This is a genomic window from Chryseobacterium sp. FR054, from assembly GCF_056844565.1.
Map to the genome: position 1 here is coordinate 1 of NZ_JBXDSA010000006.1, position 26367 is coordinate 26367.

Here is a 26367-nt window from a genome sequence, read left to right on the forward strand (position 1 = left end):
GATCTTTATATCTTCCGCTTTCATACTTCACTACTTTCTGTCGTTTCGTTCCGTATTTGCGAGTGCAAAAGTAATAACTTATTTCGTAATGACCAAATGTTTTGAAGAAAATTTTAAAGTTTTTTTTCGTAACCTTAAATCCTCCCAAACCTCAATCTTTAACTCCTGCGCTTCCCGGTAAACCGGACTGCAAAGGTAAGCTTTTTTAACAAATCTCACAAACTTTATTTTCTAAAAGTTTTTAAGAGATGTCTTTGCTTAATTATAGAGTATTATTAATGTCTTCTGCGCTTACTGAGCAACTCTCGTTTTCAGTGGGGCAAAGATAACAACTTATTATAACGCAAAACAAGTTGAGTTAACATAAAATTTACACTAATGATACATTGTGGATAACTATGGCGTGTAATGCTCTTATTTTATGCACTTTACAGGATATCCGGAGTTATCCACAGTGAAAGGGTTGATCATCAGCTCAGGTTATGAACAGGCTGATAATGGGCCGGGGGATGAAAATACACTGAGGATATGCCTGGGGTTTGATGGAAAATAAGATAGGAATGGATGGCGGGATCGGGAAAACTATTGCCGGATTTTATTAAGCGCAAAGCCAGACAAGATCAATAACAGCGTGTGGTTTTAAGGTAAACAAAGACGTAAACTTTAGCAGGGTAAGACAAGCGGGGGGGGCGGAATCAGTATATGCGGAAGATTTTTAATGCGGGGGTTTTACGGAGGCCGGATGAAGGGAGGAATATTTTTTAAATGGGTTAAAGCGAGTTCTCTATTGAATAAAGGAGGAGAATATTCAATACTGATTAAGGATAATATTCTATGAATGTTCTTTGGTGCTCATATTATATATATAAGGTATAGGCTATGAAGCAGAATTTTTATGCCTGTGTGAAACGACTTTATTATAAGAAGGCTGGAGAATAGGCATAGCTGCTATTGAAAAATAATTGAGAAAAGAGGTGCAGGCAGACTGATTATGATACCGTATACTCTACCCTAGCCCCGATCGCAGCGGTTACCCCGCAGCCGGAACCGGAAAAGCAAAAGGAATGAAGGGGCAAAGCATGGCGTGAGGAGTAAGAGCGGAGAGCGGGAAAAAGCTCCTGATGAATATGAAAGTGGAAAAGTTTCATATTAAGAGACAGGACAGATGATCTGAAAGTAGTTTGACAGATTTCATATAAAAAAGATTCCGTAAGAATCCTGATGAATACCCCATCTGAATTCCTACGGAATTATATCAAATTGAAATTTTGCAGTTTTTAATTCAGAACATAGGTTGTTCCTTCTCTTCCGTCTTTTAACTCTATTCCTTCAGCAAGCAACTTATCTCTGATCTGATCTGAAAGTTCGAAGTTTTTGGATTTTCTGGCCTGATTTCTAAGTTCTATTAAAACTTTCAGGGTCTGATCCAGTTTTTCATAGTTGTTCTCTTCTACTGCCTGCAATCCTAATACGTCAAAAACAAAAGCATTCAGGGTAGATTTCAAATCTTCAAGATCTTCGGATGAGATCGTTTCTTTCTCATCTTTCAACGCAAAGATGTACTTCACGGCTTCAAAAAGGTGAGCAATAAGCACCGGGGAATTGAAATCATCGGTCAGTGCTTCGTATGCTTTATTTTTCCAATCCTGAAGGCTGAATCCTGACTGTTTCTCATCCTCCGGAATAATAGAATTCAATACTTTAAGGGCTTCCATTAATCTGATAAAACCTTTTTCACTGGCAATCATTGCATCGTTGGAAATATCCAGCACACTTCTGTAATGTGCCTGCAGGAAGCAGAAACGAACGATTGACGGATGGAAAGGTTTTTCGAAGAAGTCGTTTTCTCCGGTTACCAGCTGCATCGGAAGGATATAATTTCCGGTAGATTTGCTCATACGCTGAGAATTCATCGTCAGCATATTGGCATGCATCCAATAGTTTACCGGAGCAGCATCATTGCAAGCTTTGCCCTGAGCAATTTCACATTCATGGTGTGGGAATTTTAAATCCATTCCTCCTCCGTGGATGTCGAAAGTTTCTCCCAGATACTTTGTACTCATTGCTGTACATTCAAGGTGCCATCCCGGAAACCCTTCACCCCAGGGAGAATTCCATCTCATAATGTGTGCGGGGGAAGCTTTTTTCCAAAGGGCGAAATCCTGTGGATTTTTCTTTTCTCCCTGCCCATCCAAATCCCGGGTATTGGCAAAAAGTTCTTCTATATTACGTTTTGAAAGTTCTCCATAGTTCAGTCCTCTTTTATTATATTCCAGCACATCGAAATAAACGGAACCGTTACTTTCGTAAGCGAAGCCTCTTTCAATAAGTTTTTGAGTCAGTTCGATCTGCTCTACAATATGTCCCGTAGCGGTAGGTTCGATATTAGGAGGAAGCAGATTGAACATATCCAATACTTTATGGAAATCTACGGTATATTTCTGCACGATTTCCATAGGCTCCAGTTTTTCAAGGCGGGTCTGTTTTACAAATCTGTCGTTTTCTACATTTCCGTCATCGGTAAGGTGGCCTGCATCTGTAATGTTTCTTACGTATCTTACTTTATACCCCAGATGCATCAGGGTACGGTAAATAAAATCAAAGGAAAGGAAAGTCCTCACATTTCCCAAGTGTACATTGCTGTACACGGTGGGCCCGCAGACGTACATTCCAACGTTTCCTTCTAAAATTGGTTTGAATATTTCTTTTTCCGCTGTAAGCGAGTTGTATATTTTTAGCTGCATTTGTTTTTTAATTAAAAGATTTAATGATTAAGATTCAAAAATTAGTCAAAATAGCTTCAGCCACAACAGATAATGGTTGTGATGAAGATTTTATGTGAGACTTTTTTAAATTTTATCATAATTAAATTGCTTTTAAATGATACTTCAGATGATGGATATAATCCTGAATGATATATTCCAGTGTAAACACCTGCGGAGTTGTCTTGGTTGTATCACAGGTTCTCTGCAGCGCTTCGTCCGGCATATTTTCTACTGTATGAACGATCTGCAGATTCAGAAATTTCCAAAGGCTGATGATCTCTTCTGCCGGAATATTCTGATAGTTCTGTGCTTTGACCCAAAAATCCTGATCATAAACGATATTTTCGTTTTCTTTATATTGGGTTACGACAAACCTTCTGACATTGGTTAATGCACTATCGCAAAGATGACCTAAAATTTCTTTTTTCGACCATTTTTCAGGTGAAATTTTACGAGACCATTCTTCTTCTGAAATATTTCTGAATCTCAAAAGTTCAGCCTCTATTATATTTTTCAGGATCTGATAATTCATCATCTATTCTTTAATCAAGTTTGGCATGGCTTCCTACATAATGCAGAAATTCCTGTCTTGTAATAGGATTTGTTCTGAAAATCCCGCTTAATTCTGCCGTAATGGTAGAGCTTGCCGTATCTTTTATTCCTCTGCAATTGACGCAAAGGTGTTTTGCATCGATGATACATGCTACATCTTTTGTGCCAAGTGCTTCTTTCAGTGCATCTACAATCTGCATGGTAAGCCTTTCCTGAACCTGAGGTCTTTTGGCATAGTAATCCACAATCCTGTTGATCTTCGAAAGGCCAATCACTTCACCGTTTGAAATGTAGGCCACATGGGCTCTTCCAATGATCGGCAGGAAGTGGTGTTCGCAGAAAGAATATACCGTAATATCCTTTTCTACCAGCATCTGGCGGTACTTATATTTGTTGGAGAATGTGGAAATTCCGGGTTTGTTTTCAGGGAGAAGTCCTCCGAAAATTTCGTTTACATACATTTTAGCCACACGCTTTGGGGAATCTTTTAAAGAATCGTCTGTCATATCCAGCCCGAGTGTCTCCATAATTTCTCCGAAAAGCTGTGTAATCTTTTCTATTTTTTGCTGTGGCGATTTATCAAAAGCATCTTTCCTTATAGGCGTATGTTCTTTTCCAGTGAAAATATCATCGTCGTTATCAGTAAAATCAACCATTTTTATTTAATTTGCACAAAAATACGGATAATATCTGTTCATCTATTTTAATTTAAACGAAAAACATTATCTTTCATCTTATTTGTCAGCCAAGCCTATGATTATTGCAGAAGAAGTACAGAACGAGAAACAGAAAAAGGAGTTTTTAGAATTTCCTGCAAGGCTTTACCAGCATGATCCCAATTATATCCGGCCTTTAGATAAAACGATTAAAGAAATCTTTGATCCGGAAAAAAATAAATTCTTTAACCACGGCGAATGTGCCCGGTTTCTGTTCAAAAACAGTCAATCCGAAACTGTAGGAAAAGTTGCTGTTTTTATTCATCATGATTATCATCAGAAGCAGCCTACCGGAGGTATTGGTTTTTTTGACTGTGTCAACAATCAGCAGACGGCTGATTTTATTTTTGATCATTGTAAGGAATGGCTTCAGGAAAGAGGTATGGAGGCGATGGACGGACCGATCAATTTCGGTGAACGGGATAAGTTCTGGGGATTATTAACGGAAGGGTTTAATGAACCGCTGTATGGAATGAATTATAATTTCCCGTATTATAAAGATTTTTTTGAAAGCTATGGCTTCCGGGTCTATTTTGAGCAGTTATGTTTTTCCAGACCTATTTTTGCAGAAGTTTCAAGGGTTTTTACGGTTATGCATGCGAAACACAGCCGGAATCCTGAGATTTCCGCCCAACCACTGAAAAAGAATGATCTCCCGAAATTTGCAAAGGATTTCACAGAAATTTATAACCGTGCATGGGCCTCACATGGAGAGGGCAAGCAGATGGAAGAAGCTAAGGTTCTGAAAATGTTCAAACTCATGAAGCCTATCATTAATGAGCATATTTCCTGGTTTGTTTATGAAAACGGAAAGCCTATTGCCATGTGGATCAATCTTCCGGATGTAAACCAATGGTTCAAATATCTGCACGGAAAATTCGGTATTACAGAAAAGCTCAGGTTTCTGTGGCTGAAAAATTTCAAAAGGAATGAAAAGATGGTTGGCCTGGTATTTGGAGTAGTTCCTGAATGGCAGAAAAAAGGAATCGATGGTTATATGATCTGGGAAGGTACCCAGCATTTAAGGAAACACACGGATTTTAAGACAACGGAACTTCAGTGGATCGGAGATTTTAATCCTAAGATGATCAAAATTGCGGAAAGCCTTAATACGATGGTAACCAGAAAACTAGCTACTTACCGTTATTTATTTGACCGTAATAAAGATTTTGAAAGACATCCAACGTTATAATGTAAAATATAACTGACTTAATACTATAAGTATTAAATTTATTTATATTTTTGACTTTACTTAAAAATTTATTCACCACCATGAAAAAAATATTCATCACCGTTTTATCTGTATGCACAGTAGCCGTTTATGCACAGAGTACATTAACGTCCAATAACACGTTACTTCCTGCTGATATCAATGTATTTAATCATATCAATTCCAAAAATTCCAGCAGGTCGCTATCCTATGACGAGATAAAGGGAAGCCCATATATCAACAAATCATTTGTTATGGCTAAGTTTGGAGATAATTATGAAGCTGCTCTTGCAAGATATAATACCTTTAATGACGAAATAGAGTATAAAAAGGATGACAAGGTTTATGTTTTACCTAAAAACAATGTTTTTCCTAAAATAGAGTTTACGAATCCTAAAGATGTTATGGTATTCATGGATACCAATGATGAATTATCCGGATATTTCTATGAAATAGTTACCGGTAAATATTCTCTATACAAAAAGATAAAAACCAAGTTTATAGATATGGTTCCTGCCAAAGATTCTTACGACAGTGAAAAGCCGGCTATGTTTAAAACCTATGAGCCTATGTATTATATCAAAACGCCAAACGGATATATTAAAAAGCCAAAAAATGCGAAAGATATAATTAAGGAACTATCCGACAGGAAAGATGATCTGGAGACTTATTTCAAGTCGAACAAGACGAAATTTGACAAGCAGGAAGACCTAACTAACCTCGTTAATTTTTTAAACGGGAAGTCTTAATGGTATACCTTATAAATATAAAAAATACCCCTGTCGATGACAGGGGTTCTTTCATTTTGGTACTTTTATCAGAATAGCTCACCGGCTACTTTTTTAATGTTATCACTTTTTCCCATAGAATAAAAATGCAATACCGGAACTCCGAAATCCAGGAGTTCCCGACACTGAGAAACTGCCCATTCTATTCCGATCTGTTTTACGGCTTCATTATTTTTCGCATTTTCCACTTCACTGATCAATTCTTCGGGAAGATCGATTTTGAAAACCTGAGGAAGTATTTTCAAATGTTTTTTGGTGGCAATCGGTTTGATTCCCGGAATGATGGGTACCGTGATTCCCATTTCTCTGGCTTTCTGTACAAATTCTATGAACTTTTTATTATCGAAGAACATCTGGGTAACGATATAATCGGCTCCTGCATCTACTTTCTGTTTGAGCCATTTCAGGTCATAATTCATGGAAGGAGCTTCCATATGTTTTTCGGGATATCCTGCTACTCCTATGCAGAATTTGTTGAGTTCATCACAAACGGTATCTTCGTTATGCAGATATTTACCTCTTCCCAAATCGTTGATCTGATGAACGAGGTCCATTGCGCTGGCATGCCCTCCCTGCGTAGGCTCGAAGTACTGATGTCCTTTCATTGCATCTCCTCTGAGGGCCATTACGTTGTCAATTCCAAGATACATACAGTCAACGAGAAGGTATTCTGTCTCTTCTTTGGTAAATCCTCCACACAGCAGATGGGGAACGGTATCCACATTGTATTTGTGCTGAATGGCAGCACAGATTCCCAAAGTTCCCGGCCGCATTCTTGTAATACGGCGTTCCATCAGCCCATTTCCTTTATCGATATAAATATATTCTTCTCTGGAAGTCGTTACATCAATGAAAGGCGGTTTGAATTCCATTAAGGGATCTATATTGGTGTAGAGGTCTTCGATCCCGATTCCTTTCTGGGGTGGAACAACTTCGAGGGAGAATAAAGTTTTTCCATTTGCATTTTTTATATGATCTGTTATCTTCATTTTTCTTTTCAGTTATTTTTGCTGTTTCCGGCTTACGGTTTATATTTTTAACTAACCGGCAATTGTATTAAGCTAAATTGGGGGACAGCCATTTTTTTGCATTTTCTATGCTACAACCTCTTCTTACGGCATAGTCTGCCAGCTGATCTTCCGTAATTTTTCCGAGACCGAAATATTTGGCATGCGGACTTCCGAAATAGTATCCTGAAACGGAAGCCGTAGGAAACATTGCCAGGCTTTCGGTAAGAAAAACGCCTGTATTTTCTTCCACTTTTAAAAGATCCCAGATCGTTTTCTTCTCCAGATGGTCGGGGCAGGCAGGATATCCGGGGGCAGGGCGGATCCCTTTATACTTTTCTGCGATCAGGTCTTCATTGCTCAGATCTTCCTGAATAGCATATCCCCAGTATTCCGTTCTTACTTTTTTGTGTAAAAATTCGGCGTAGGCTTCTGCGAACCTGTCGGCAAGTGCTTTTACCATGATCGCATTATAATCGTCGTTGGCTTTTTCATATTCTTCCGCCAGTTCATCGGTTCCAAAACCTGTGGTTACACAGAATGCGCCCATATAATCTGTCTTTCCTGTATTTTGTGGGGCGATGAAATCACTTAATGCCAGATATTCTTTTCCTTTTGATCTCTGGGCCTGTTGTCTCAGGGTTAAAAATCTGGCCTGTTCGTTATTGTTTTCATCAAAAATCAGAATATCATCGGTTTCGTTGGAGTTGGCCTTAAAAATCCCAAAGACTGCTTTTGCTGTTAACAGTTTTTCATCCAGAATTCTATTTAAAATAATCTGTGCATCCTGGAACAGTTCCTTAGCCTGTACTCCCACTACCTCATCTTCTAAAATATCCGGATATTTACCGTGAAGATCCCAGCTTCTGAAGAATGGAGACCAGTCGATGAAAGGTAATAATTCTCTCAAATCCTGATTTTCGATTACGGTAATACCTAAATTATTCGGTGTAAAAATTTCTTCGTTTTCCCAATCAATGGTAAAATGACTGTCTCTTGCTTCCTCAATGGAAACGTAATCTTTATCGACCTGTCTGTTCAGGAACTTCTCTCTGAAGTCTGAATAGTCGTTCTTCAGATCAGAAACATATTCTTTATTTCTGTCTCCCAATAATGAGCTCACCACGTTGACAGCTCTTGAGGCATCATTGACGTGAACGACTGCATTTTTATATTTTAAATCTATTTTCACAGCAGTATGTGCCTTTGAGGTGGTAGCACCACCGATGAGTAAAGGGAAATCCAGATTCTGTCTTTCTAATTCGGAAGCGATGTATACCATTTCATCCAGGCTTGGTGTAATCAGCCCGCTTAACCCGATCACATCTACTTTTTCTTCAATGGCTGTCTGAATAATCTTTTCGGCAGGCACCATGACTCCGAGATCCACAATTTCATAATTGTTGCAGCCCAATACCACACTTACAATATTTTTTCCGATATCATGAACATCTCCTTTTACGGTAGCCATCAGAATTTTACCATTGGCTGGTCTTGTACTGTCTTTTTCGGCCTCGATGAATGGCTGCAGATAAGCAACTGCCTTTTTCATTACCCGTGCTGATTTTACGACCTGGGGAAGGAACATTTTTCCGCTTCCGAACAGATCACCAACAACTCCCATTCCGGTCATCAGATTGATTTCAATAACATGGAGGGGTTTTTCTGCCTGCTGTCTGGCTTCTTCCACATCTTCTTCAATGAAACGGTCGATTCCTTTAACCAAAGCATGCGTAATTCTCTCCTGCAGCGGATGCGTTCTCCATTCAAGGTCTTCTGTTTTTTCTTTTTTTACCGATTTATGTTTTTCGGAATAATCCAGAAGTCTTTCTGTGGCATCTTCTCTTCTGTCGAGGATTACATCTTCTACCAGTTCCAGCAATTCTTTGTTGATTTCATCATAAACTTCCAGCATCGCGGGATTTACGATACCGATATTCATTCCTGCCTGAATTGCATGATAAAGGAATACGGAGTGCATCGCTTCTCTTACGGTATCATTTCCACGGAAGGAAAAGGAAACATTACTTACTCCTCCACTCACTGAAGCGTAAGGCAGATTTTGTCTTACCCATCTTGTAGCTTCAATAAAATCGAGTGCATTTTTTCTGTGTTCTTCCATTCCGGTGGCTACCGGGAAAATATTTAAGTCGAAAATAATATCTTCCGCCGGAAATCCTACCTGATTAACAAGAATGTCATAAGATCTTTTTGAAATTTCAATTCTCCGTTCCAGATTATCTGCCTGTCCTACCTCATCAAATGCCATTACGATAACTGCTGCACCATATCTTTTAATTGCTTTAGCCTGTTTGATGAATTCTTCTTCTCCTCCTTTCAGACTGATGGAGTTTACTACGCATTTTCCCTGTGCAACCTGAAGTCCGGCTTCAAGGATTTCCCATTTGGAAGAGTCTACCATAATCGGGATTCTTGCAATATCCGGTTCCGAGGCGATCAGATTAAGAAATTTAATCATGGATGCTTTTCCGTCGATGAGTCCGTCATCGAAATTCACATCAAGGATCTGTGCCCCTCCTTCTACCTGATGGCGGGCAATATCGAGTGCTTCAGAGAATTTCTCCTCTTTGATCAGTCTTAAAAATTTTTTGGAACCGGCCACATTGGTTCTTTCACCAACATTGATGAAGTTGCTTTCCGGTGTTATGATAAGAGGCTCAAGGCCTGATAATCTTAAATATTTCATTAATTTTTATTCTTCTAAAATATAGTAGGCGTTGTTTGCATTCTGCTTCAACAGGTCTACATGTTTGCCTAATGCTTTAAAAATCGGAAACCTTTTATAGGTCAGATCATGTTCTTTTGCAAAAGCCTCAATCTCTTCTGTTATTTCGTTATAATACATATAACTGTAATTGGGAAAGAGATGATGGGCGACATGGAAGTTAAAATTTCCCAGTACATTTCTCACCAGCCAGTTATTTTCTTTCAGGTCATTGGTGACCTCCAACTGATGACGGAGCCAGCTGAAAGGAAGTCCGTTTTTCTGATCCAGTTTCGGAAAGGCATTGTCCGGAAGCGGATGCAGGGGCAATAATACAAACAGTGCGAAAATACTTGCGGCCATTACCTGCAGAAACCATGCTCCCAAAGCCAAACCTACTGATACTTTAAAGAACATGATAGGAACTGCAATCTGATAAAAGAAGTAAAACAGCTTGTAACTCACCATTTTTATTTTTTCTGTGGCCGGAATAGAGCCCTGTGTTTTCAGAATTACTCTTTCTTTATCAAAAAAGTCTCTGAAATCCCTGATAAACATCCAGTTGAAGAGATAAAGCGGATATACCAGAAAGAAAAACCTGTGCTGGTATTTCTGAACTCCTTTTGCCTTGATCCACGGAACGATTAGCAATAAACCGCTCTGCTCGATATCGGTATCCCATCCGTCCACATTCGGATAGGCATGATGACTTGCAATATGTCTTTTTTTCCAGATGTATGAATTGGCTCCTACAAAATCAAACAGATGCAATACCAGTGAATTGAGTTTTTTGCTTTTGTAGATATTATTATGGGCGGCTTCATGAATTAAATTCAGATAGATCAGAACTAAGGAAATTCCCATTAAGATAAAACCTGAAATATAGATCCAGGGTTTATCTGCATTGAATACAGCAAAAAGGTACAGCCCAAAATAGATCAAAGGCAGTACTACCGCTTTGATCTTAATATAGATATCCCGGTTCTCCGGAATGGCTTCTACTCTTTGGTTCACTTTCTTTCTCAGTTCATTAAATAGTTTGGCATCTTCTGAATCTTTTAGGTAACCCGGCTTTTCCATTATATTAAATTTTGTGGTTTATTTAAAGATAATATTTATAACCTAGCCTCCATTCCTTGTTTTAATTTAAAAAATCTATTAAATCAAACAACTTTCTTCAATTTCCTTGGCGGATATTCTGCCACCAGCTCTGCAATTGCTTTGATATGATCGGGAGTTGTTCCACAGCATCCTCCTATAATATTGATTAATCCTTTTTCTGTATATTCTCTGATCTGGCGGGCCATATCTTCCGGTGTTTCGTCATATTTCCCGAAAGCATTCGGGAGTCCTGCATTGGGATAGGCCGAGACATAGAATTCTGAATTATGAGCCAGTGTTTCCAGGTAAGGTGTCAGCTGGTCGGCTCCCAGTGCACAATTGAATCCTACGCTCAACAGGTTCAGGTGTGATACTGAAATCAGGAATGCATCTGCCGTCTGACCGCTCAGTGTTCTCCCGGAAGCATCAGTAATCGTTCCTGAAACCATGATCGGGATTTCAATATTTCTTTCTTCCTGAATCTCGTCAATTGCAAATAATGCGGCTTTTGCATTCAGGGTATCGAAAATGGTTTCTACCAGCAGAATATCCGAACCTCCGTCCAGCAAGGCTTCACACTGCTGTTTATAGGCTAGTCTAAGCTCTTCAAAAGTAATTGCCCTGTAACCGGGATCATTCACATCCGGGCTTAAGCTTGCCGTTCTGTTGGTAGGACCAATGGATCCTGCAACAAATCTTGGTTTATCAGGATTACGGGCGGTAAATTCATCACATACTCTTCTGGCAATTTTTGCTGATTCATAATTAAGATCATATACCAGTTCTTCCATATGATAATCTGCCATTGCAATGGTTGTTCCGGAGAAGGTATTGGTTTCAATAATATCTGCTCCTGCTTCCAGGTATTTTCTGTGTACTTCTTCAATGGCCTGAGGCTGTGTAAGGGAAAGAAGGTCATTGTTTCCTTTTACAGGATGTTCCCAGTCTCTGAAACGTTCTCCACGATAGTCTTCTTCTTCGAATCTGTACCGCTGAAGCATGGTTCCCATAGCTCCGTCGAGAATTAATATTCTTTCGGATAGGGCTTTATATAATTGTTCTGAATTTTTCATATTTTTTTGATAGAGCATAGGATTGCGTCCTATGCTTTGTTAAATCGCCCCTTCGGGGCTCTGTTTATTGAATTAGTCTAATGCCTGCTTTAGATCTGCGATAATATCATCTACGTATTCCAGACCTACTGAACAGCGTACCAGGCCTGCGGTGATTCCCACTTCGTTCCGTTCTTCATCTGTCAGTTTTGAGTGAGTGGTTGATGCAGGGTGTGTTACGATCGTTCTTGTATCACCAAGATTGGCAGAAAGAGAGCACATTTTTATCTTATCCAGGAAGTTTCTTCCTCCCTCAATTCCTCCTTTAATTTCAAACGCTACGATATTTCCGCCCAGCTTCATCTGTTTTTTTGCAATTTCATAGCTTGGGTGAGATGGCAGGAAAGGATATTTTACTAATTCTACATTGGGGTGGCTTTCTAAAAACGCTGCCACTTTCAATGCATTCTCACAATGTTTTTCTACGCGGATCGCCAATGTTTCCAAACTTTTTGACAATACCCATGCATTGAAAGGTGACATTGCCGGCCCTGTATTTCTTGCAAAAAGATAGATTTCCCTGATCAGATCTTCTCTCCCTACTGCTACACCCCCTAATACTCTTCCCTGTCCGTCAATCAGCTTCGTTGCAGAATGTACAACAATATCTGCACCATATTTGACAGGCTGCTGAAGGTAAGGTGTTGCAAAACAATTATCTACAATGAAAATCAGATTGTGTTTTTTGGCAATCTGTCCGAAGAATTCGAGATCAAGAATCTCAATAGCCGGATTGGTAGGGGTTTCAAGGTACAGGATCTTTGTATTAGGCTGTATGTACTGTTCTACATTTTCTGCATCTTCTGCTTTAAAATAGGTGGTCTCGATATTCCATTTCGGGAAATACTTTGTAAACAATGTGTGAGTAGATCCGAAAACAGACTGACAGCTTACAATATGGTCTCCCGCGTTCAGCAAGGCTGCAAATGTGGAGTATATAGCTGCCATTCCTGTTGCGAATGCATATCCTGCTTCTGCACCTTCCATTTTAGTGATCTTTTCTGTGAATTCGCTGACGTTAGGGTTCGAGAAACGGCTATATAGGTTTTTTGGTTTTTCTTCGGCAAAGCTCGCTCTCATATCTTCCGCATCCTGAAAAATAAAGCTGGATGTAAGGTATAACGGCGTGGAATGTTCATCAAACTGGGACCTTTCGGTCTGGGTTCTTATGGCTGATGTTTCGAAATTCTCCATATAGTTTTAATTTTGGTCGTGTAGCACGAATGGTGCTGCATTATATATATTGGGATTGTTTGACAATTTTAATAATTTGGGTAATTTTGATAGATAGGACTGCGTTCTATCCTGGGCTAAATCGTCCCTTCGGGACTCTTCCTGGTAATTAATATATCGGTTATAGCAGTGTAATAATGGATGATAACAAAACTCTGCATTTGGCTCAAAATAACTACAACGGTAACGATCATTATATTGGTAAACTGTTACATTGCTACATTGTTACATTGATCTATTATTACATTAATTATTTGGTTTCACTTACTCTTAAAATATCTCCGAAGACACCTCTTGCGGTTACCTGTGCTCCGGCTCCGGCCCCCATGATGACGATAGGATTTTCGCCATAGCTTTCTGTGTAGATTTCGAAGATGGAATCTGAGCCTTTTAACTGTCCCAATGCTGAAGTGGCAGGAACAGAGATCAGTTTTACATCCAATTCGCCTTTATCTTTCTGCAGGTCACCGTGCAAATCACCGACATATCTCAATACATGGCCGGGTTCCTGATTTTCTTTGATCTTCTGATATTCTTCATCCAGTTCGTCAAGTCTCGAAAGGAATTCTGTTTTTGAAACTGAAAGTAAGCTTTCCGGCACCAGGTTCTGAATACTGATATCTTCAAATTCGTTGATTAAATCTAATTCTCTTGCCAAGATCAGTAGTTTTCTTGCTACATCATTTCCTGATAAATCTTCTCTCGGGTCCGGTTCTGTGTAACCTTTTTCCAACGCTTCGCTGATAATTGTTGAAAACTTATCGTTTCTCAAAGAAAAATTATTAAAGACGTAGCTCAGTGTTCCGGAGAATACTCCTTTTATTCTTGTGATATTTTCTCCTGAAAGGTGCAGCAGCTTGATGGTATCAATTAATGGAAGGCCTGCCCCTACATTGGTTTCGTACAGATAACGTCTGTTGTTTTTGCTTAACGTATATCTTAGTTTACGGTATTCTTCGATGGGAAGGGTATTGAATATTTTATTGGAAGAAACCAGATCGAAACCGTTTTCAGCAAGGGTATGATAGTTTTTAACGAAATCCTTACTTGCTGTATTATCCACAACAATAAGGTTCTCCAGCTGGTTTTCTCTGGAAAAACTGATCAGCTCCTGAACGTCTGACGAATGTTCTGCGGCAAGGACCTCATCTCTCCAGTTCGAATCAAAACCTTTTTTATTGAAAGCTATTTTCTTTGAGTTGGCAACAGCAACTACTTTAAGATCTATTTTTTTGCGTCTTTTAATTTCATCTGAAGATTCCAGAACCTGTTCTATCAGGGTTTTCCCAACGTTACCGTGACCAATAATTGCCAGATGAACGGTCTTTGGTTTTTTGAATATTTCAGATTCTATAATATTTTTGGTTTTTTCATCCTGTGAAGAAGTTACGACAATGTTCACCCTATTTTCGCCTGCCACCTGATTTAAAAGTAACGGAAAGACGTTGTTTCTCGCCAGTTCTGCAAAGACCTTGTTGAAGTCTTCCGCTACAAATCCTATTACAGAAACGTTATTGATACTATAAATCTGTGAGACTTTTCCTGATTTTCTTTCTGCTTCAAATTCATCGATAAGGCAGGCTACTGCTTTTTCAGCATCACTTTCGTGAACAAGAATAGAAATCCCGTTTTCTATGGCTTGCTGAGAGATTACGCCTACACTGATGCGTGCTAAGGTAAGCGCTTTAAAAATTCGTCCGTCAATTCCTATTTCTCCCAGGAAATCTTCTCCTTCAAATTTGACGATTGATCTGTTTTTTAAAAATTTTATTTCGTTAGCATTTTTCATTTCTCTATAAAATGTTTTTAATGATATTATTTAATTGTTGATATTCCATCAGGAAGGCATCGTGCCCGTGTATAGACCGGATCTCGTGATAAGAAATATTCTTCTTTGTCTTTTTTAAATTTTCAAAGCACGTCCGGATTTCGGAAGCTGGAAAGAAGAGGTCTGTATCTACGGAGATCATGTGCATTCGTGCCTGTATTTTCTCCAGTGCGGTTTCATCTGCATTAATATTCATCAGTAAATGATTCATCAGTTTATAAGCTTTTAAACTAAATCTTTCGTTTAATACATTCCCATGATATATTAACCAATCTTCTGATTTCAGTCTTTGTTTTTCCTGATCATAGTGGTTTTGAAATCTGCTGTTCAATGACTGTGGAGTTCTGTAACACAACATGGCATGAATTCTTGCTTTTTGTAAAGGTTCATCCTGGCTGTTCAATAAGAATTTCTGGACGAGGCACTGTGCATGAAGCCAGTCGTGGGTTCTGTAATCGCAGGCTATGGGAATACATATTTCTGCCAGCTCAGGCCGCTTGGCAAGCATTTCCCAGGCAATTCCTCCACCAAGTGAACCTCCGATAATGGCATATAGTTTTCTGATCTGTAAAGCTTCCAGCCCTTTCAGGAATATATTGGCTATATCTGATGGTGTAAAGTCTTCATAATCGTCAATTAAAAAATCATCATATCCGTTTCCGGGAATATTGAAGCACAGAACAGTATACTGACGGGTATCAACCACCTGATTTTCTCCTACCAGCTGTTTCCACCAGCCTTTTTCACCGGATACATCTGAGTTTCCGGTAAGGGCATGATTGATAAGAATAATCGGGGCTGTAAACAGGTCTTTCCCGAAGATCTGATAGGTCAGCGGGATGTTGTATTCTTTTTGGGAATATGTCTGATACGAAAGATTAATATAGTTTAGTTCTGTTTTCAATTCTATTATTTTAATACAATTGAAAATGCCACAGGAAATGGCTGAAAAGAACTTCAGTAAGTTATCTGTCCAAAATAATCTTGGTAGAACGTAGCACCTTCTCTGCTTGCGCAAAGGGTTGCTAAGGTTTCATCGGGTCTAATCCCTCAACCTTTCTTGATAACATTTTCAATATTTGAATGATCGAATGGTGCAAAGGTAGTTCTTTTCTTTTAAATATTTAAAAAAATTTTATTTAATATTAAAAAAGCCTATAAACAGAAGAGTTTCAGGGATGTGTTAAGGATTGTTCAGATGAAAAAAATTGGAATTATTTTTCAAAAAAACTACCTTCGTGCTGAAAAAAAATGATGAGATATGACTGTTGAAAAGGAAAGATTACAAAATATACAATGGAAAAACTGGGGTCCATACGTAAGCAACCGGCAATGGGGAAATGTACGGGAAGATTATAGCCCTAACGGAAATGCCTGGAATTTCACCAACCATGACAATGCCGAAAGCTATGCTTACCGGTGGGGGGAAGAAGGTATTGCCGGAATTTCTGATGTAAAGCAGCTTTTCTGTTTTGCATTTTCTTTCTGGAATAAGAAAGATAAGATCGTTAAGGAACGTTTTTTCGGGCTGAGTAATCCTCAGGGAAATCACGGGGAGGATATTAAGGAAATTTTTTATTACCTGGACAATACGCCTACTCACAGCTATATGAAGATGGTGTATAAGTACCCGATCAATGCGTTTCCGTATGATGAGCTTGTTACAGAGAACGGAAGACGCAGTAAGAAGGAGCCGGAATATGAAATTTTTGATACGGGAATCTTTGATAATGATGAGTATTTTGATATTTTTATTGAATACTGTAAGGCTGATCACAATAATATTCTTGCGAGGGTAACGGTTTGTAACAGAAGCCGGCATGCTGCCCCGATTGTAATAATGCCTACCGCCTGGTTCAGAAATAACTGGAAATGGGGCTATAATACCTACAAAGGCCAGTTGAATGCATCCGGTGACGGATCTATTGATATTGGGCACGACAGTATTTCAATTAAAAAGTTTTATTCAAGAAATACGGATGCACAGAGTGTTTTCTGTGATAATGAAACCAACACTTCCAAACTGTATGGCGCTCCTCATGCTGAAAATACCTATTTTAAAGATGGCATTAATGATTTTGTTATCTATGGAAGCAATACTGTAAATCCGGAAAAGAAGGGAACCAAAGCTTCTTTTTTAATTGATGAAATCATCGAAGCGGGAAAGTCCAAAACTTTTGACTTCAGACTGTGTCCGGAGGAAACGGATGAACCTTTTGAATTATTTGATGAAATTTTCAATACAAGGATTGCGGAAACCCATGAATTTTATAATGAAATTCAGAATGATACCACTGATGAAGATGAAAGAAATGTACAGAGACAGGCTTTTGCCGGGCTTTTATGGAACAAGCAGTTTTATCATTACAACATCGGAAAGTGGCTGAAAGGTGATCCCAATTTTGATGCTCCGAGAAATTTTAATGAATATGTAAGGAATACGGAGTGGAATCATCTTCACAATAAGGATATTATTTCGATGCCTGATAAATGGGAATATCCGTGGTATGCAACCTGGGATCTGGCGTTTCACTGTGTTCCGTTTTCTATTATCGATGCTGAGTTTGCAAAAGGACAGCTTCTTCTGCTTACGAAGGAATGGTATATGCATCCGAACGGGCAGCTTCCTGCCTACGAATGGAATATGAGTGATGTAAATCCCCCGGTACATGCCTGGTCCTGTTTCAGGGTTTTCAAAATTGATGAAAAACAAAACGGCAAACCCGATCTTTTATTCCTTGAGAAGGTATTCCAGAAACTGCTCCTTAATTTTACCTGGTGGGTAAACCGGAAGGATAAAAGCGGGAATAATATTTTCGGGGGTGGATTTCTGGGACTTGATAATATCGGAGCTTTCGACAGAAATATGGAACTGAAAGACGGTCAGCATCTTGAGCAGGCGGACGGAACAAGCTGGATGGCGATGTATGCGCTGAATATGATGCGGATTGCGATGGAACTTGCCCAATATTACCAGGTTTATGAAGATATGGCCATTAAATTTTTTGAACATTATCTGTATATCGCTGAAGCGATGGAAAACCTCGGAGACGGCAAAGAAGGTCTGTGGAATGAGGAAGACGGTTTCTTTTATGACGTGCTTCAGCTTGGCAACGGGGAAAGTGTTTCATTACGGTTAAGAAGCATCGTGGGACTGATTCCTTTGTTTGCTGTGGAGATTGTTGATCACAGATTATTGGAGAAGATGCCTAATTTCAGAAGCAGAATGGAGTGGATCTTAAAGAATAAGCCGGAACTTACCAAACTTGTTTCGCACTGGGATGAGGAAGGGCATGGCAGAAAGCACCTGATGAGTATTCTGCGTAAGAACAGGCTGACGAAAGTTTTAACCCGGATGCTTGACGAGAAGGAATTCCTGAGTACTTACGGAATCCGGGCAATGTCTAAAGTTTACGAGGAAAACCCGTTTGTATTTTCTGTACACGGATCTGAAAATGTGGTGTATTATACTCCGGCAGAAAGTGACAGCAGGATGTTTGGCGGCAACAGTAACTGGAGAGGGCCGATCTGGTTCCCGATCAACTTCCTGATCGTGGAAAGTTTACAGCGTTTCCATTTTTATTATGGCAACAGCTTAAAGGTGGAATTCCCTACCGGAAGCGGAGATAAGAGAAACCTGGATGAAGTGGCCCAAAACATCAGTCACAGGCTCTGTTCTATATTTTTAAAGGATGAAAACGGGCAGCGCGCCTTCAACGGTGGAAATGCCAAGTTCAATTATGATGAACATTTTAAGGATTATATTACTTTCTTTGAATATTTCCACGGGGACAACGGCCGGGGTGTAGGTGCTTCCCATCAGACGGGATGGACTGCCACGGTAGCCAAACTGCTCAAGCCGAGACTTACTTTTTAATGAACAATCAGTAATGGGTGATGAGTAATAAAAAAACCGGATAGATTGTCCGGTTTTTTGTGTTTAGAATATTAAATTATATTTTTTCTCCGTTTACAAGAACTTCGTATCCGATTTCTACATTCGGCTCAAGTGTTTTGGATACGGAACAGTATTTTTCAAAAGACAGCTGGGCTGCTTTTAAAGCTTTTTTAGGATCTATATTTCCTTCCAGAAGAAATTTTACTTTGATGGCTTTGAATGGTTTGGCATCTTCTACGGGAACTCTTTCCCCTTCTACTTCTGCCTGGAATCCTGTAATTTCCTGACGCTGTTTTTTCAGGATGGATACTACATCAATACCGCTGCATCCGGCAACGGCCATCAGAACACTTTCCATTGGAGAAACTCCTTTTGCTCCGGGTTGTGAAGTATTGTCCAGAAGGATGGAATTTCCCTGGGAGTTGGTACATTCAAATAGAAAATCGTCGTTTATTCTGTTCAGTGTTATCTTCATTATTGCTTATTGCTTATTGCTTATTGCTTATTGCTTATTGCTTATTGCTTATTGCTTATCGCAAAGTTATAAAATTCCTCTCGCTTTTATCTCCAGATATTTATTGATAACATCGATATTTAAATTTTCAGGAAGAGTATAAACGGTATAGATTCCGTATTTGCGTAATTCCTGGATGATGAGTTTTTTTTCGAATTCAAATTTTTCGGCGATAACCTCATCATAGATTTCCTGCATGTTTTCAGGATTTTTATGGATCAGGGTCTGAAGTTCTGAGTTTTTGAAGAAGACGACTACCAGCAGGTGATTTTTAGCAATTCCACGGAGGTATTTCAACTGGCGGTTCAGGCCGTCCAGTGTTTCAAAGTTTGTAAAAAGCAGTATGAGACTTCTCTGGTTAAGGGAATATTTTACGTCCTGATAAAGACGGTTGAAATCACTTTCAAAAAAATCTGTTTTGATGTTGTAAAGTGCTTCTGATATTTTTCTCAGCTGTCCTGATTTGTTTTCCGCAGCCACTTTATTTTCGGTTTTCTTTGAAAAGGTCATCATTCCGGCACGGTCTCCTTTCCTGAGAATGATGTGTGACAAAGCCATTGCCGCATTGATGGAATAATCCAGCAGACTCAGTCCGTTGAACGGCATTTTCATCGTCCGTCCTTTATCAATAAGGATGAATATACGCTGTGATTTTTCATCCTGAAACTGGTTGACCATTAACCGGTTCGCTTTGGAAGTGGCTTTCCAGTTGATGGTTCTTATATCATCTCCGGGAACATATTCTTTGATCTGCTCAAATTCCATAGTATGCCCCAGTTTTCTGATTTTTTTGATTCCACCCAGCATAAATTCGCTCTGCAAAGCCATCAGTTCATATTTTCTAAGGTGTACAAAAGAGGGATAAGAAGGCAGCATGGCATCTTTCTGGAAGCTGAATCTTTTAGCCACCAGCCCCAGAGGTGAAGATGCGTATATATTCAGACCTCCAAAGTGGTACTCCCCTCTTTCTTTGGGTTCCAGGCTGTACTGGAAATAGGTATTTCTTCCGGGATCGATTGTTTTCCGGATTAAAAAGTCTCTTTTCTGGAACTGGAAAGGGATTTCGTCAATAATTTTGGTACTGATCTTAAAACCGTAATTGTTTTTAATATCGATTTTGACGAAGTTTTCATCACCGTTTGACAGTTTTTCCGGAAGTATTCTTTGTGCCTGAAGCCCGTTTTTCTGATTAAACAGCAGCAGATAATCTACCATAGCTGCAAGAAAACAAATCACCAGCGCAACATGGGCAATGGTCATCAGAAAAGGAAAGAAAAATGCCAGAACATACAGGATCCCCACTCCGATGAGTGCAAAGAAAAAACGGGTATTGATGTATAGGTTCTTCATTAGTTTACAGGAAGCAGATTGCAGGTTATAGGTTATAGGTTATAGGTTATAGATAAATATATATTATTGGTTTAAGGAATTGGTTAACCCGTTTAACATTATTGAGATTTTTTGAAATTATTAATTGGGTTTCTATTTCTGCACAACTTGCTCTTGATATTTTTAAAAATTGTAAATAATCAGGTTTACTTTGTCTCGAATTTTCCTCTGCAATATTGGAAGGTACAGAAACTGCCGCTCTTCTTATTGGTGATAGTAATCCGTAGATTTCAGTTTTGGGAAAAGCATCAGTAATTCTATAAATTTCAGTAACAAAATGAACAGACTTCTTCCAAACCAAAAGCTCTTTAAAATTTGTCATATGTAATATTTTGTACTTTAATTAAATCAGGGCTCTCCATCAACTGCTGTCTGCTAACTATTACCTGCTGCCTATCTAGGAATTTCTATTCCTTCTAAAATCTGGCGGATAATTTCATCGGCGGTAAGACCTTCCATTTCTCTTTCCGGAGAAACGATCACTCTGTGTCTCAATACGGCATAACTGGCTTCTTTAATATCTTCCGGCGTTACGAAATCTCTTCCCCTTAATGCAGCAAAGGCTTTTGAAGCGGTAAGCAGAGCAAGAGAGGCTCTCGGAGAGGCACCGAGATAGAGGAACTGATTTTCCCTGGTATTGATGATAATTTTAGCAATATATTCCATCAGCTGGGATTCTACAATGATCTCTTTTACGAGATGCTGGTAATTTTTCAGCTGTTCAGCGGTAATTACACGGTTAACGCCTTCTGTTTTGTCTTCTTTTTTGCTTTCGTGCTGATTCTTAATGATGGCGATTTCCTGTTCCAGATTAGGATAGCCTACATTGATTTTAAACAGGAAACGATCCAGCTGGGCTTCAGGAAGTCTGTAAGTTCCTTCATGTTCAATCGGGTTTTGGGTAGCAACGACCAGGAAAGGTTCATCCATAATGTATCGGGTACCGTCCATTGTAATCTGTCTTTCTTCCATCACTTCAAACAGTGCAGCCTGGGTTTTCGCCGGAGAACGGTTGATCTCATCAATTAGGATAAAATTGGAGAAGATGGGTCCTTTTTTGAATTCGAATTCAGAGTTTTTCACACTGAAAACTGAAGTTCCCAAAATATCTGAAGGCATAAGATCAGGAGTAAACTGAATCCTGCTGAATCCCACATCGATGGTTTTTGCCAATAATTTTGCTGTAATTGTTTTTGCCACTCCCGGAACGCCTTCGATCAGAACGTGTCCGTTTGATAAAAGTGCAGCCAGAAGGTGTTCAATCATGTTTTCCTGTCCTACAATGACTTTTCCGATCTCCGTTTTTACTTTATCCAGGCTTGCGCGAAGTTCAATCATATCTATTCTGGACTGAAACTGGTCTTCACTTTTATTAAGATTAATAGAACTTTTAATTTCTAAGTTTTCGTTATCTAAGTTTTCCATATTTTTTTGTTTTTTCTGACAGGTTTATTCCTATGGCTGTTCTGACAGGACTTCATCCTATCTTTTGCTAAATCGTCCCGTTGGGACTCTTTTTTCTCATTCAATCAATCAGCAATGAAGAATATGGCAATAATCAGGATTGTGATACATTATTGATTCCTCACCAGCTAATCCATTGGTAGATTTTTATTATTTCAATATCCCATCAAGGAGTTTATTCATCCTTTCGAGGTCTTCTTTCATCACACTGGCGTATGGGTCCTGGGCTTTTCTGATAAGGGTGATGGCTTCCTCAATCATTTCTATACTTTTCCCGGTTTTCAGCTGCAGTTTTTTTGCAAATTCCATATCCAGGGTTTGGGTATCTATCAACAGGTCCATTCGTATTCTATTCAGGAAATACTGGGATTTTTTGGCCATCATATCATGGAAGTCTCCTTCCTGAAGATAAAGATTTCCTATACTTTTCACAAAATCTACTGAAGTATTTCTCAAGGGTTCAATGACAGGCACTATACGCTGTTTTCTTTTGGCATTGAAAAAGATGAACAATACAAGACCTCCCAAAAATACCCACCATGCATATTTGAGAGCCGGATTGGATAAAACAAACCTCATAAAAAAGCGTGATACCTTTCTGTTGCCATCTACAAACCAAAGGGTTTCTTTATCCTGAAGATAAGAAAAAACATCCTGTGCATAGCGGGTATTTCCCGGTTTCAGAAGGTAATAGTTGGTAAGAAATAGCGGCTCGCAGTGTACATAAACGGTTCCTTTTCCAAATTTGGTCTTTATAAAATTAACCTGGTCCGTATTATTTTTTTCCACTGTTTTTCCCAGGACTTCAATATTTGGTTTTATATAGGAGAAACCTCTTCCGGAAGGAAATTTATCTAAATGAATGAAATCATTCTGATATTTTTTATCTGTAAATTTCAATACATTTTCTTCGGCAAAGGAAATATCGGAATCAAAATAGCCTATTGTATCTGATATTTCTTTAGGCATATTGCTTACGATAAGCATTGCGTCGGAGCCTTTTGATACCTGATCAAGTATTTTGTTCCACGATTCTTTATCAATCCTGTGTTCGATGACCACAATATTATGAAGACCATTTTCTTTATGCCCGCTATAATAGTCATAAGGTGCCTGATCGATCTTTTTCAGTTTTCCTTTAAATAAATCTTTAGCCTCATTATTAAAAACAAAGAGTCCGAACGGAGATTTTTCGTTGACATCGAAGTTTTTCCGCCAGTCTGTTGTTTCTTTTTTATTGACTTCAAGCAATGCCAGGATAATCATCACAATGATGAATATGACAGCATATATTTTGAAGGTTTTACTCATGATTAATTCGTTTAGTTACGGTTTAAATGCCTGATAGCGGTCTTTAAATTTCACATAGCTCTGTTCATCGATACTGAATTCTCCATACCACACATAATCAAAGATATAAGAGAGTTCTGAGAATCCGTCTTTCAGATGAGGGGCTTTCAGCTCGGCAGCATAATCTTTATTTGTTTTTTCGGGATTCCAGTGGATCAGTTTTTTATCACTCAGCTTTTTAAGGACCAGTAAAAACTGATAGCGGACTGCTGAACGGTAATCTCCTTCTCTTTCAAACCGGGCAATACTTTCCGGAAAATTGATTTCATGGATATTTTCATGCAGTTCTTCAGCTTCAATATTTAATTTTTTATTTTTTTTGCCGAAGAAGAAGTTCCCTTCTTTCCCCATCAGGTATTTAATAATAAAATAAAGCAGAAATCCTACGAGAACAATGGCAAACAGACGGATAAAAATATCAGTCGCTTTCGCGGATTTACTGAAAACGGTTTCCCCGAAAATGCTCTCAAGGATTTTACTTATTTTCCTCATCAGCTTCTGGAAGAAAGATTCCCGCGGTTTGGAGGCAGAATAATCGAATTCATTGCCTTTGTATCTTGACTTCAGGTTTTCCTTAAAGCTCCTGGGATAGACTGTATTTTCTGAAACCGGCTTCCGGATCAGGACAGAATCTGCGCGCAGCATATTCCTGTAATGACCGGTATACAAAGAGTCTGCCGGATAAACTTCCGTCACAGGTTCTGTTTCATCATCCTGTGCATGAACGGAACCAAGTGAAAAAAACAGGAAAAGAAAAAGAAGCACTTTATTCATTGAGACCAATTGTATCTATTTCTGCGAGTTCCACTTTCTGATGAAGATCTGTTCTGCTGTCGTAGTACATCAGACCTGCATTTACATACATCAGGTTCGAAAGAAAAAGGGAAAGCAGCGTTGATAATCCATATAATACAAAGACAATAATTCCTATGAATCCGCCTGCAAAAGGGTTGTCTTCAAAGTTTCCGTCCGGAGCAGAGGTAAGCAATGATCCATACAGAAAAAAGACAGGCACAAAGGTAAATATCATCATCACAGCATACATAATGATGAACATGATCAAAGTTCCGCCCCAATATTTCCAGTAGGGAGATTTTTCATTGCCATTCGGATAAGAGAACTGTGCTCTTACAGAATAACTGAGGCTGTCTAAAAAGCGTCTGTCTGCATTAAAATAATCATACATCAGAAATGAGGATACATTGAATGCTGTGGGATAAACCAGCAGTATGAGGAAGATACCGATAAAAACAAGCAGGAGTGCATACGAAAATCCCAATACGATCAGCATTACAGGCAGTACAATAAAAATCATCCCGATACACATCTTAAAAATCCGTCCTGCATTTCTTTTAAAATCTCCCAGGATCTCGTCTGTTTTTATCTTTTGAGCTCCTTCAGCAATTCTCTTCATATAGAAGACCGGGAACAGATAATTGACAATGGTGAGAACGGCAAAGAGAATAAATACCAGTAAACCGGCTACGATCAGTATTCCTGGATTTTCGGAAAAATATCTTTCAAAGTAATAGGTTTCTCCACTCAGATTAGAGCCAACTATCTGCCCGAAGATTTCCCTGAAACCAAAAATAATGACCGCAACGGCCAGAATCAGCAGTAATCCGTTGATCAGAAAATAGTTTTTAAAATAATTTTTACCATAGAGCTTGAAAAAGTTGAAGCTGTCGCTGATAAAACTTCCAAATTCTCTTTTTTTATAGAACTGTATCATTGATCCGGTTATTGGTTTGTTTATAAACTACCGAAGGATATACAAAATAGTAAAATCCTATAACGGCCAGTGAACTTAAAATAATTACAAGGTTCAGGGCCAACGGCATCTTTAAGGCATGTCTTGTTACATATCCTTCTATAATTCCGGCACAAACCGTAAATGGAATGGTACTCAGAAATATTTTGAATGAGTCTTTGAAACCCTTTTTAAAAGAATTGAATCTTGAGAAGGTTCTCGGGAAAAGGATACTTGCCCCAAGAATCAATCCGCACATGGCTTCCACTACCATTGCAAAGATCTCAAAAACTCCGTGGAGCCATATTCCTCTTGCACTGTCTTTCAATGCTCCGTAATCATAGAAAAAATACTGAAAGGAACCCAGCATTACGCTATTGGACAGAAGGGCAAAGAGAGTTCCTACCCCGCCTGTAATTCCGTAAATATAGAGCTTTGCCCCTACATTGATGTTATTGAAAATAATACCGATAGTACTTCCCCAGGTAGAACCGCTCTGGTAAACTCCTACTGCATTTCCTTTTTTAATATTTTCAATGGTTTCGTTCACATAGCTTTCTCCAAGAATGATATTGGCAAAATCCTTATCATATACCGCAGAAAGTACTCCTATGGAAGTAAAGAGAATAAAAAACAGAAAAGCATACATCAGATATCTTCTGTACTGATACACCAACAACGGAACCTCTGTTCTGAAAAAATAAAGCAGCCTGTTCTCCTCTACCCTTTTGGTTTTGTAGATTTTCTGAAAGATCTGTGAAGACAGGTGATTCAGGTACACCGTCGTATTGCTTTTCGGATAATAGGTCTGTGCAAAAGAAAGATCGTTGATCAGGTTGATATACAGTGAAGACAGGTCATCCGGATTTTTTTTTATTTTCCCTTGAATAACCTGTTCAATTCCCAACCATTTTTCTTTATTTTGTTTGATGAAATAAACTTCTCTCATAATTGTATAGGCTAAA

General features: G+C 38.9%; 21 protein-coding genes and 1 riboswitch. Of the genes, 3 read left to right on the forward strand and 18 right to left on the reverse strand.

The window, feature by feature from the left end:
• Positions 1-1277: 1277 nt before the first annotated feature.
• The 3 genes from cysS to folE all read right to left on the reverse strand — a co-directional run bounded on the left by cysS (position 1278) and on the right by folE (position 3973).
• Positions 1278-2744, reverse strand: a complete 1467-nt coding sequence (cysS, locus tag AC106S_RS20760; RefSeq protein WP_482441634.1) for a cysteine--tRNA ligase — start codon at positions 2742-2744, stop codon at positions 1278-1280.
• A 121-nt stretch (positions 2745-2865) separates the two neighbouring features.
• Positions 2866-3300 (reverse strand): DinB family protein, encoded by a 435-nt coding sequence (locus AC106S_RS20765; RefSeq protein WP_482441636.1) that lies wholly within the window; start codon positions 3298-3300, stop codon positions 2866-2868.
• Between the two features lie 7 nt (positions 3301-3307).
• The gene (gene folE / locus AC106S_RS20770; protein ID WP_482441637.1) at positions 3308-3973 is read right to left on the reverse strand and encodes a GTP cyclohydrolase I FolE; all 666 of its coding nucleotides are present in this window, start codon (positions 3971-3973) and stop codon (positions 3308-3310) included.
• Positions 3974-4070: 97 nt separating this feature from the next.
• Between folE and AC106S_RS20775 the strand changes: the two genes are divergently transcribed.
• Positions 4071-5225: a hypothetical protein gene (locus AC106S_RS20775; RefSeq protein WP_482441638.1), complete on the forward strand. Its 1155-nt coding sequence runs from the start codon at positions 4071-4073 to the stop codon at positions 5223-5225.
• Between the two features lie 80 nt (positions 5226-5305).
• Positions 5306-5992 carry a hypothetical protein gene (locus tag AC106S_RS20780; protein WP_482441639.1) on the forward strand — a complete coding sequence of 229 codons (687 nt, stop codon included), beginning with the start codon at positions 5306-5308 and terminating at the stop codon, positions 5990-5992.
• Positions 5993-6060: 68 nt separating this feature from the next.
• On the opposite strand, the gene metF is transcribed toward AC106S_RS20780, so the two are convergent.
• From metF to AC106S_RS20815, 7 genes are all read right to left on the reverse strand, one after another.
• Entirely contained in the window at positions 6061-7020 is a 960-nt protein-coding gene (gene metF, locus AC106S_RS20785; protein WP_482441640.1) for a methylenetetrahydrofolate reductase [NAD(P)H], read from the reverse strand.
• Between the two features lie 67 nt (positions 7021-7087).
• Entirely contained in the window at positions 7088-9745 is a 2658-nt protein-coding gene (gene metH, locus AC106S_RS20790) for a methionine synthase (RefSeq protein ID WP_482441642.1), read from the reverse strand.
• A gap of 6 nt (positions 9746-9751) precedes the next feature.
• Complete coding sequence (locus AC106S_RS20795) at positions 9752-10843, reverse strand: fatty acid desaturase family protein (RefSeq protein ID WP_482441644.1); 1092 nt, start codon at positions 10841-10843, stop codon at positions 9752-9754.
• An 83-nt stretch (positions 10844-10926) separates the two neighbouring features.
• Positions 10927-11937 (reverse strand): homocysteine S-methyltransferase family protein, encoded by a 1011-nt coding sequence (locus AC106S_RS20800; RefSeq protein ID WP_482441646.1) that lies wholly within the window; start codon positions 11935-11937, stop codon positions 10927-10929.
• Between the two features lie 72 nt (positions 11938-12009).
• Entirely contained in the window at positions 12010-13170 is a 1161-nt protein-coding gene (locus tag AC106S_RS20805) for an O-succinylhomoserine sulfhydrylase (protein ID WP_482441648.1), read from the reverse strand.
• 289 nt (positions 13171-13459) lie between these two features.
• On the reverse strand, positions 13460-14998 hold the full coding sequence (locus AC106S_RS20810; protein ID WP_482441650.1) for an ACT domain-containing protein: 1539 nt from the start codon (positions 14996-14998) through the stop codon (positions 13460-13462).
• A 4-nt stretch (positions 14999-15002) separates the two neighbouring features.
• Entirely contained in the window at positions 15003-15941 is a 939-nt protein-coding gene (locus AC106S_RS20815) for an alpha/beta fold hydrolase (protein WP_482441652.1), read from the reverse strand.
• A 58-nt stretch (positions 15942-15999) separates the two neighbouring features.
• Positions 16000-16107, reverse strand: a riboswitch (SAM riboswitch).
• 191 nt (positions 16108-16298) lie between these two features.
• On the opposite strand from AC106S_RS20815, the gene AC106S_RS20820 reads away from it, so the two are divergent.
• The gene (locus AC106S_RS20820; protein WP_482441654.1) at positions 16299-18914 is read left to right on the forward strand and encodes an MGH1-like glycoside hydrolase domain-containing protein; all 2616 of its coding nucleotides are present in this window, start codon (positions 16299-16301) and stop codon (positions 18912-18914) included.
• A 76-nt stretch (positions 18915-18990) separates the two neighbouring features.
• Here the strand turns inward: AC106S_RS20820 and AC106S_RS20825 are convergent, their stop codons facing one another.
• The 8 genes from AC106S_RS20825 to AC106S_RS20860 all read right to left on the reverse strand — a co-directional run bounded on the left by AC106S_RS20825 (position 18991) and on the right by AC106S_RS20860 (position 26351).
• Positions 18991-19410, reverse strand: a complete 420-nt coding sequence (locus AC106S_RS20825) for an OsmC family protein (protein WP_062700930.1) — start codon at positions 19408-19410, stop codon at positions 18991-18993.
• A gap of 66 nt (positions 19411-19476) precedes the next feature.
• Positions 19477-20799, reverse strand: coding sequence for a DUF58 domain-containing protein (locus AC106S_RS20830; protein ID WP_482441657.1), 1323 nt, complete (start codon positions 20797-20799; stop codon positions 19477-19479).
• A 46-nt stretch (positions 20800-20845) separates the two neighbouring features.
• Complete coding sequence (locus tag AC106S_RS20835) at positions 20846-21160, reverse strand: four helix bundle protein (protein WP_482441659.1); 315 nt, start codon at positions 21158-21160, stop codon at positions 20846-20848.
• 71 nt (positions 21161-21231) lie between these two features.
• Entirely contained in the window at positions 21232-22263 is a 1032-nt protein-coding gene (locus AC106S_RS20840; protein WP_482441661.1) for an AAA family ATPase, read from the reverse strand.
• Positions 22264-22452: 189 nt separating this feature from the next.
• Complete coding sequence (locus AC106S_RS20845) at positions 22453-23613, reverse strand: DUF4350 domain-containing protein (protein WP_482441663.1); 1161 nt, start codon at positions 23611-23613, stop codon at positions 22453-22455.
• 15 nt (positions 23614-23628) lie between these two features.
• Complete coding sequence (locus tag AC106S_RS20850; RefSeq protein ID WP_482441665.1) at positions 23629-24426, reverse strand: DUF4129 domain-containing protein; 798 nt, start codon at positions 24424-24426, stop codon at positions 23629-23631.
• Positions 24419-25384, reverse strand: a complete 966-nt coding sequence (locus AC106S_RS20855; RefSeq protein WP_482441667.1) for a DUF4013 domain-containing protein — start codon at positions 25382-25384, stop codon at positions 24419-24421. Before AC106S_RS20855 ends, AC106S_RS20850 begins: the two co-directional genes overlap by 8 nt.
• Positions 25368-26351 carry a stage II sporulation protein M gene (locus tag AC106S_RS20860; protein WP_482441669.1) on the reverse strand — a complete coding sequence of 328 codons (984 nt, stop codon included), beginning with the start codon at positions 26349-26351 and terminating at the stop codon, positions 25368-25370. The genes AC106S_RS20855 and AC106S_RS20860 overlap by 17 nt, the downstream gene beginning before the upstream one ends.
• Positions 26352-26367: the final 16 nt, after the last annotated feature.

Excerpts from the sequence above, each read along its gene's own strand:
- cysS (WP_482441634.1), bottom strand. The coding sequence starts at position 2,744 with ATGCAGCTAAAAATATACAACTCGCTTACAGCGGAAAAAGAAATATTC.
- AC106S_RS20765 (WP_482441636.1), bottom strand. The coding sequence starts at position 3,300 with ATGATGAATTATCAGATCCTGAAAAATATAATAGAGGCTGAACTTTTG.
- folE (WP_482441637.1), bottom strand. The coding sequence starts at position 3,973 with ATGGTTGATTTTACTGATAACGACGATGATATTTTCACTGGAAAAGAA.
- AC106S_RS20775 (WP_482441638.1), top strand. The coding sequence starts at position 4,071 with ATGATTATTGCAGAAGAAGTACAGAACGAGAAACAGAAAAAGGAGTTT.
- AC106S_RS20780 (WP_482441639.1), top strand. The coding sequence starts at position 5,306 with ATGAAAAAAATATTCATCACCGTTTTATCTGTATGCACAGTAGCCGTT.
- metF (WP_482441640.1), bottom strand. The coding sequence starts at position 7,020 with ATGAAGATAACAGATCATATAAAAAATGCAAATGGAAAAACTTTATTC.
- metH (WP_482441642.1), bottom strand. The coding sequence starts at position 9,745 with ATGAAATATTTAAGATTATCAGGCCTTGAGCCTCTTATCATAACACCG.
- AC106S_RS20795 (WP_482441644.1), bottom strand. The coding sequence starts at position 10,843 with ATGGAAAAGCCGGGTTACCTAAAAGATTCAGAAGATGCCAAACTATTT.
- AC106S_RS20800 (WP_482441646.1), bottom strand. The coding sequence starts at position 11,937 with ATGAAAAATTCAGAACAATTATATAAAGCCCTATCCGAAAGAATATTA.
- AC106S_RS20805 (WP_482441648.1), bottom strand. The coding sequence starts at position 13,170 with ATGGAGAATTTCGAAACATCAGCCATAAGAACCCAGACCGAAAGGTCC.
- AC106S_RS20810 (WP_482441650.1), bottom strand. The coding sequence starts at position 14,998 with ATGAAAAATGCTAACGAAATAAAATTTTTAAAAAACAGATCAATCGTC.
- AC106S_RS20820 (WP_482441654.1), top strand. The coding sequence starts at position 16,299 with ATGACTGTTGAAAAGGAAAGATTACAAAATATACAATGGAAAAACTGG.
- AC106S_RS20825 (WP_062700930.1), bottom strand. The coding sequence starts at position 19,410 with ATGAAGATAACACTGAACAGAATAAACGACGATTTTCTATTTGAATGT.
- AC106S_RS20830 (WP_482441657.1), bottom strand. The coding sequence starts at position 20,799 with ATGAAGAACCTATACATCAATACCCGTTTTTTCTTTGCACTCATCGGA.
- AC106S_RS20835 (WP_482441659.1), bottom strand. The coding sequence starts at position 21,160 with ATGACAAATTTTAAAGAGCTTTTGGTTTGGAAGAAGTCTGTTCATTTT.
- AC106S_RS20840 (WP_482441661.1), bottom strand. The coding sequence starts at position 22,263 with ATGGAAAACTTAGATAACGAAAACTTAGAAATTAAAAGTTCTATTAAT.
- AC106S_RS20845 (WP_482441663.1), bottom strand. The coding sequence starts at position 23,613 with ATGAGTAAAACCTTCAAAATATATGCTGTCATATTCATCATTGTGATG.
- AC106S_RS20850 (WP_482441665.1), bottom strand. The coding sequence starts at position 24,426 with ATGAATAAAGTGCTTCTTTTTCTTTTCCTGTTTTTTTCACTTGGTTCC.
- AC106S_RS20855 (WP_482441667.1), bottom strand. The coding sequence starts at position 25,384 with ATGATACAGTTCTATAAAAAAAGAGAATTTGGAAGTTTTATCAGCGAC.
- AC106S_RS20860 (WP_482441669.1), bottom strand. The coding sequence starts at position 26,351 with ATGAGAGAAGTTTATTTCATCAAACAAAATAAAGAAAAATGGTTGGGA.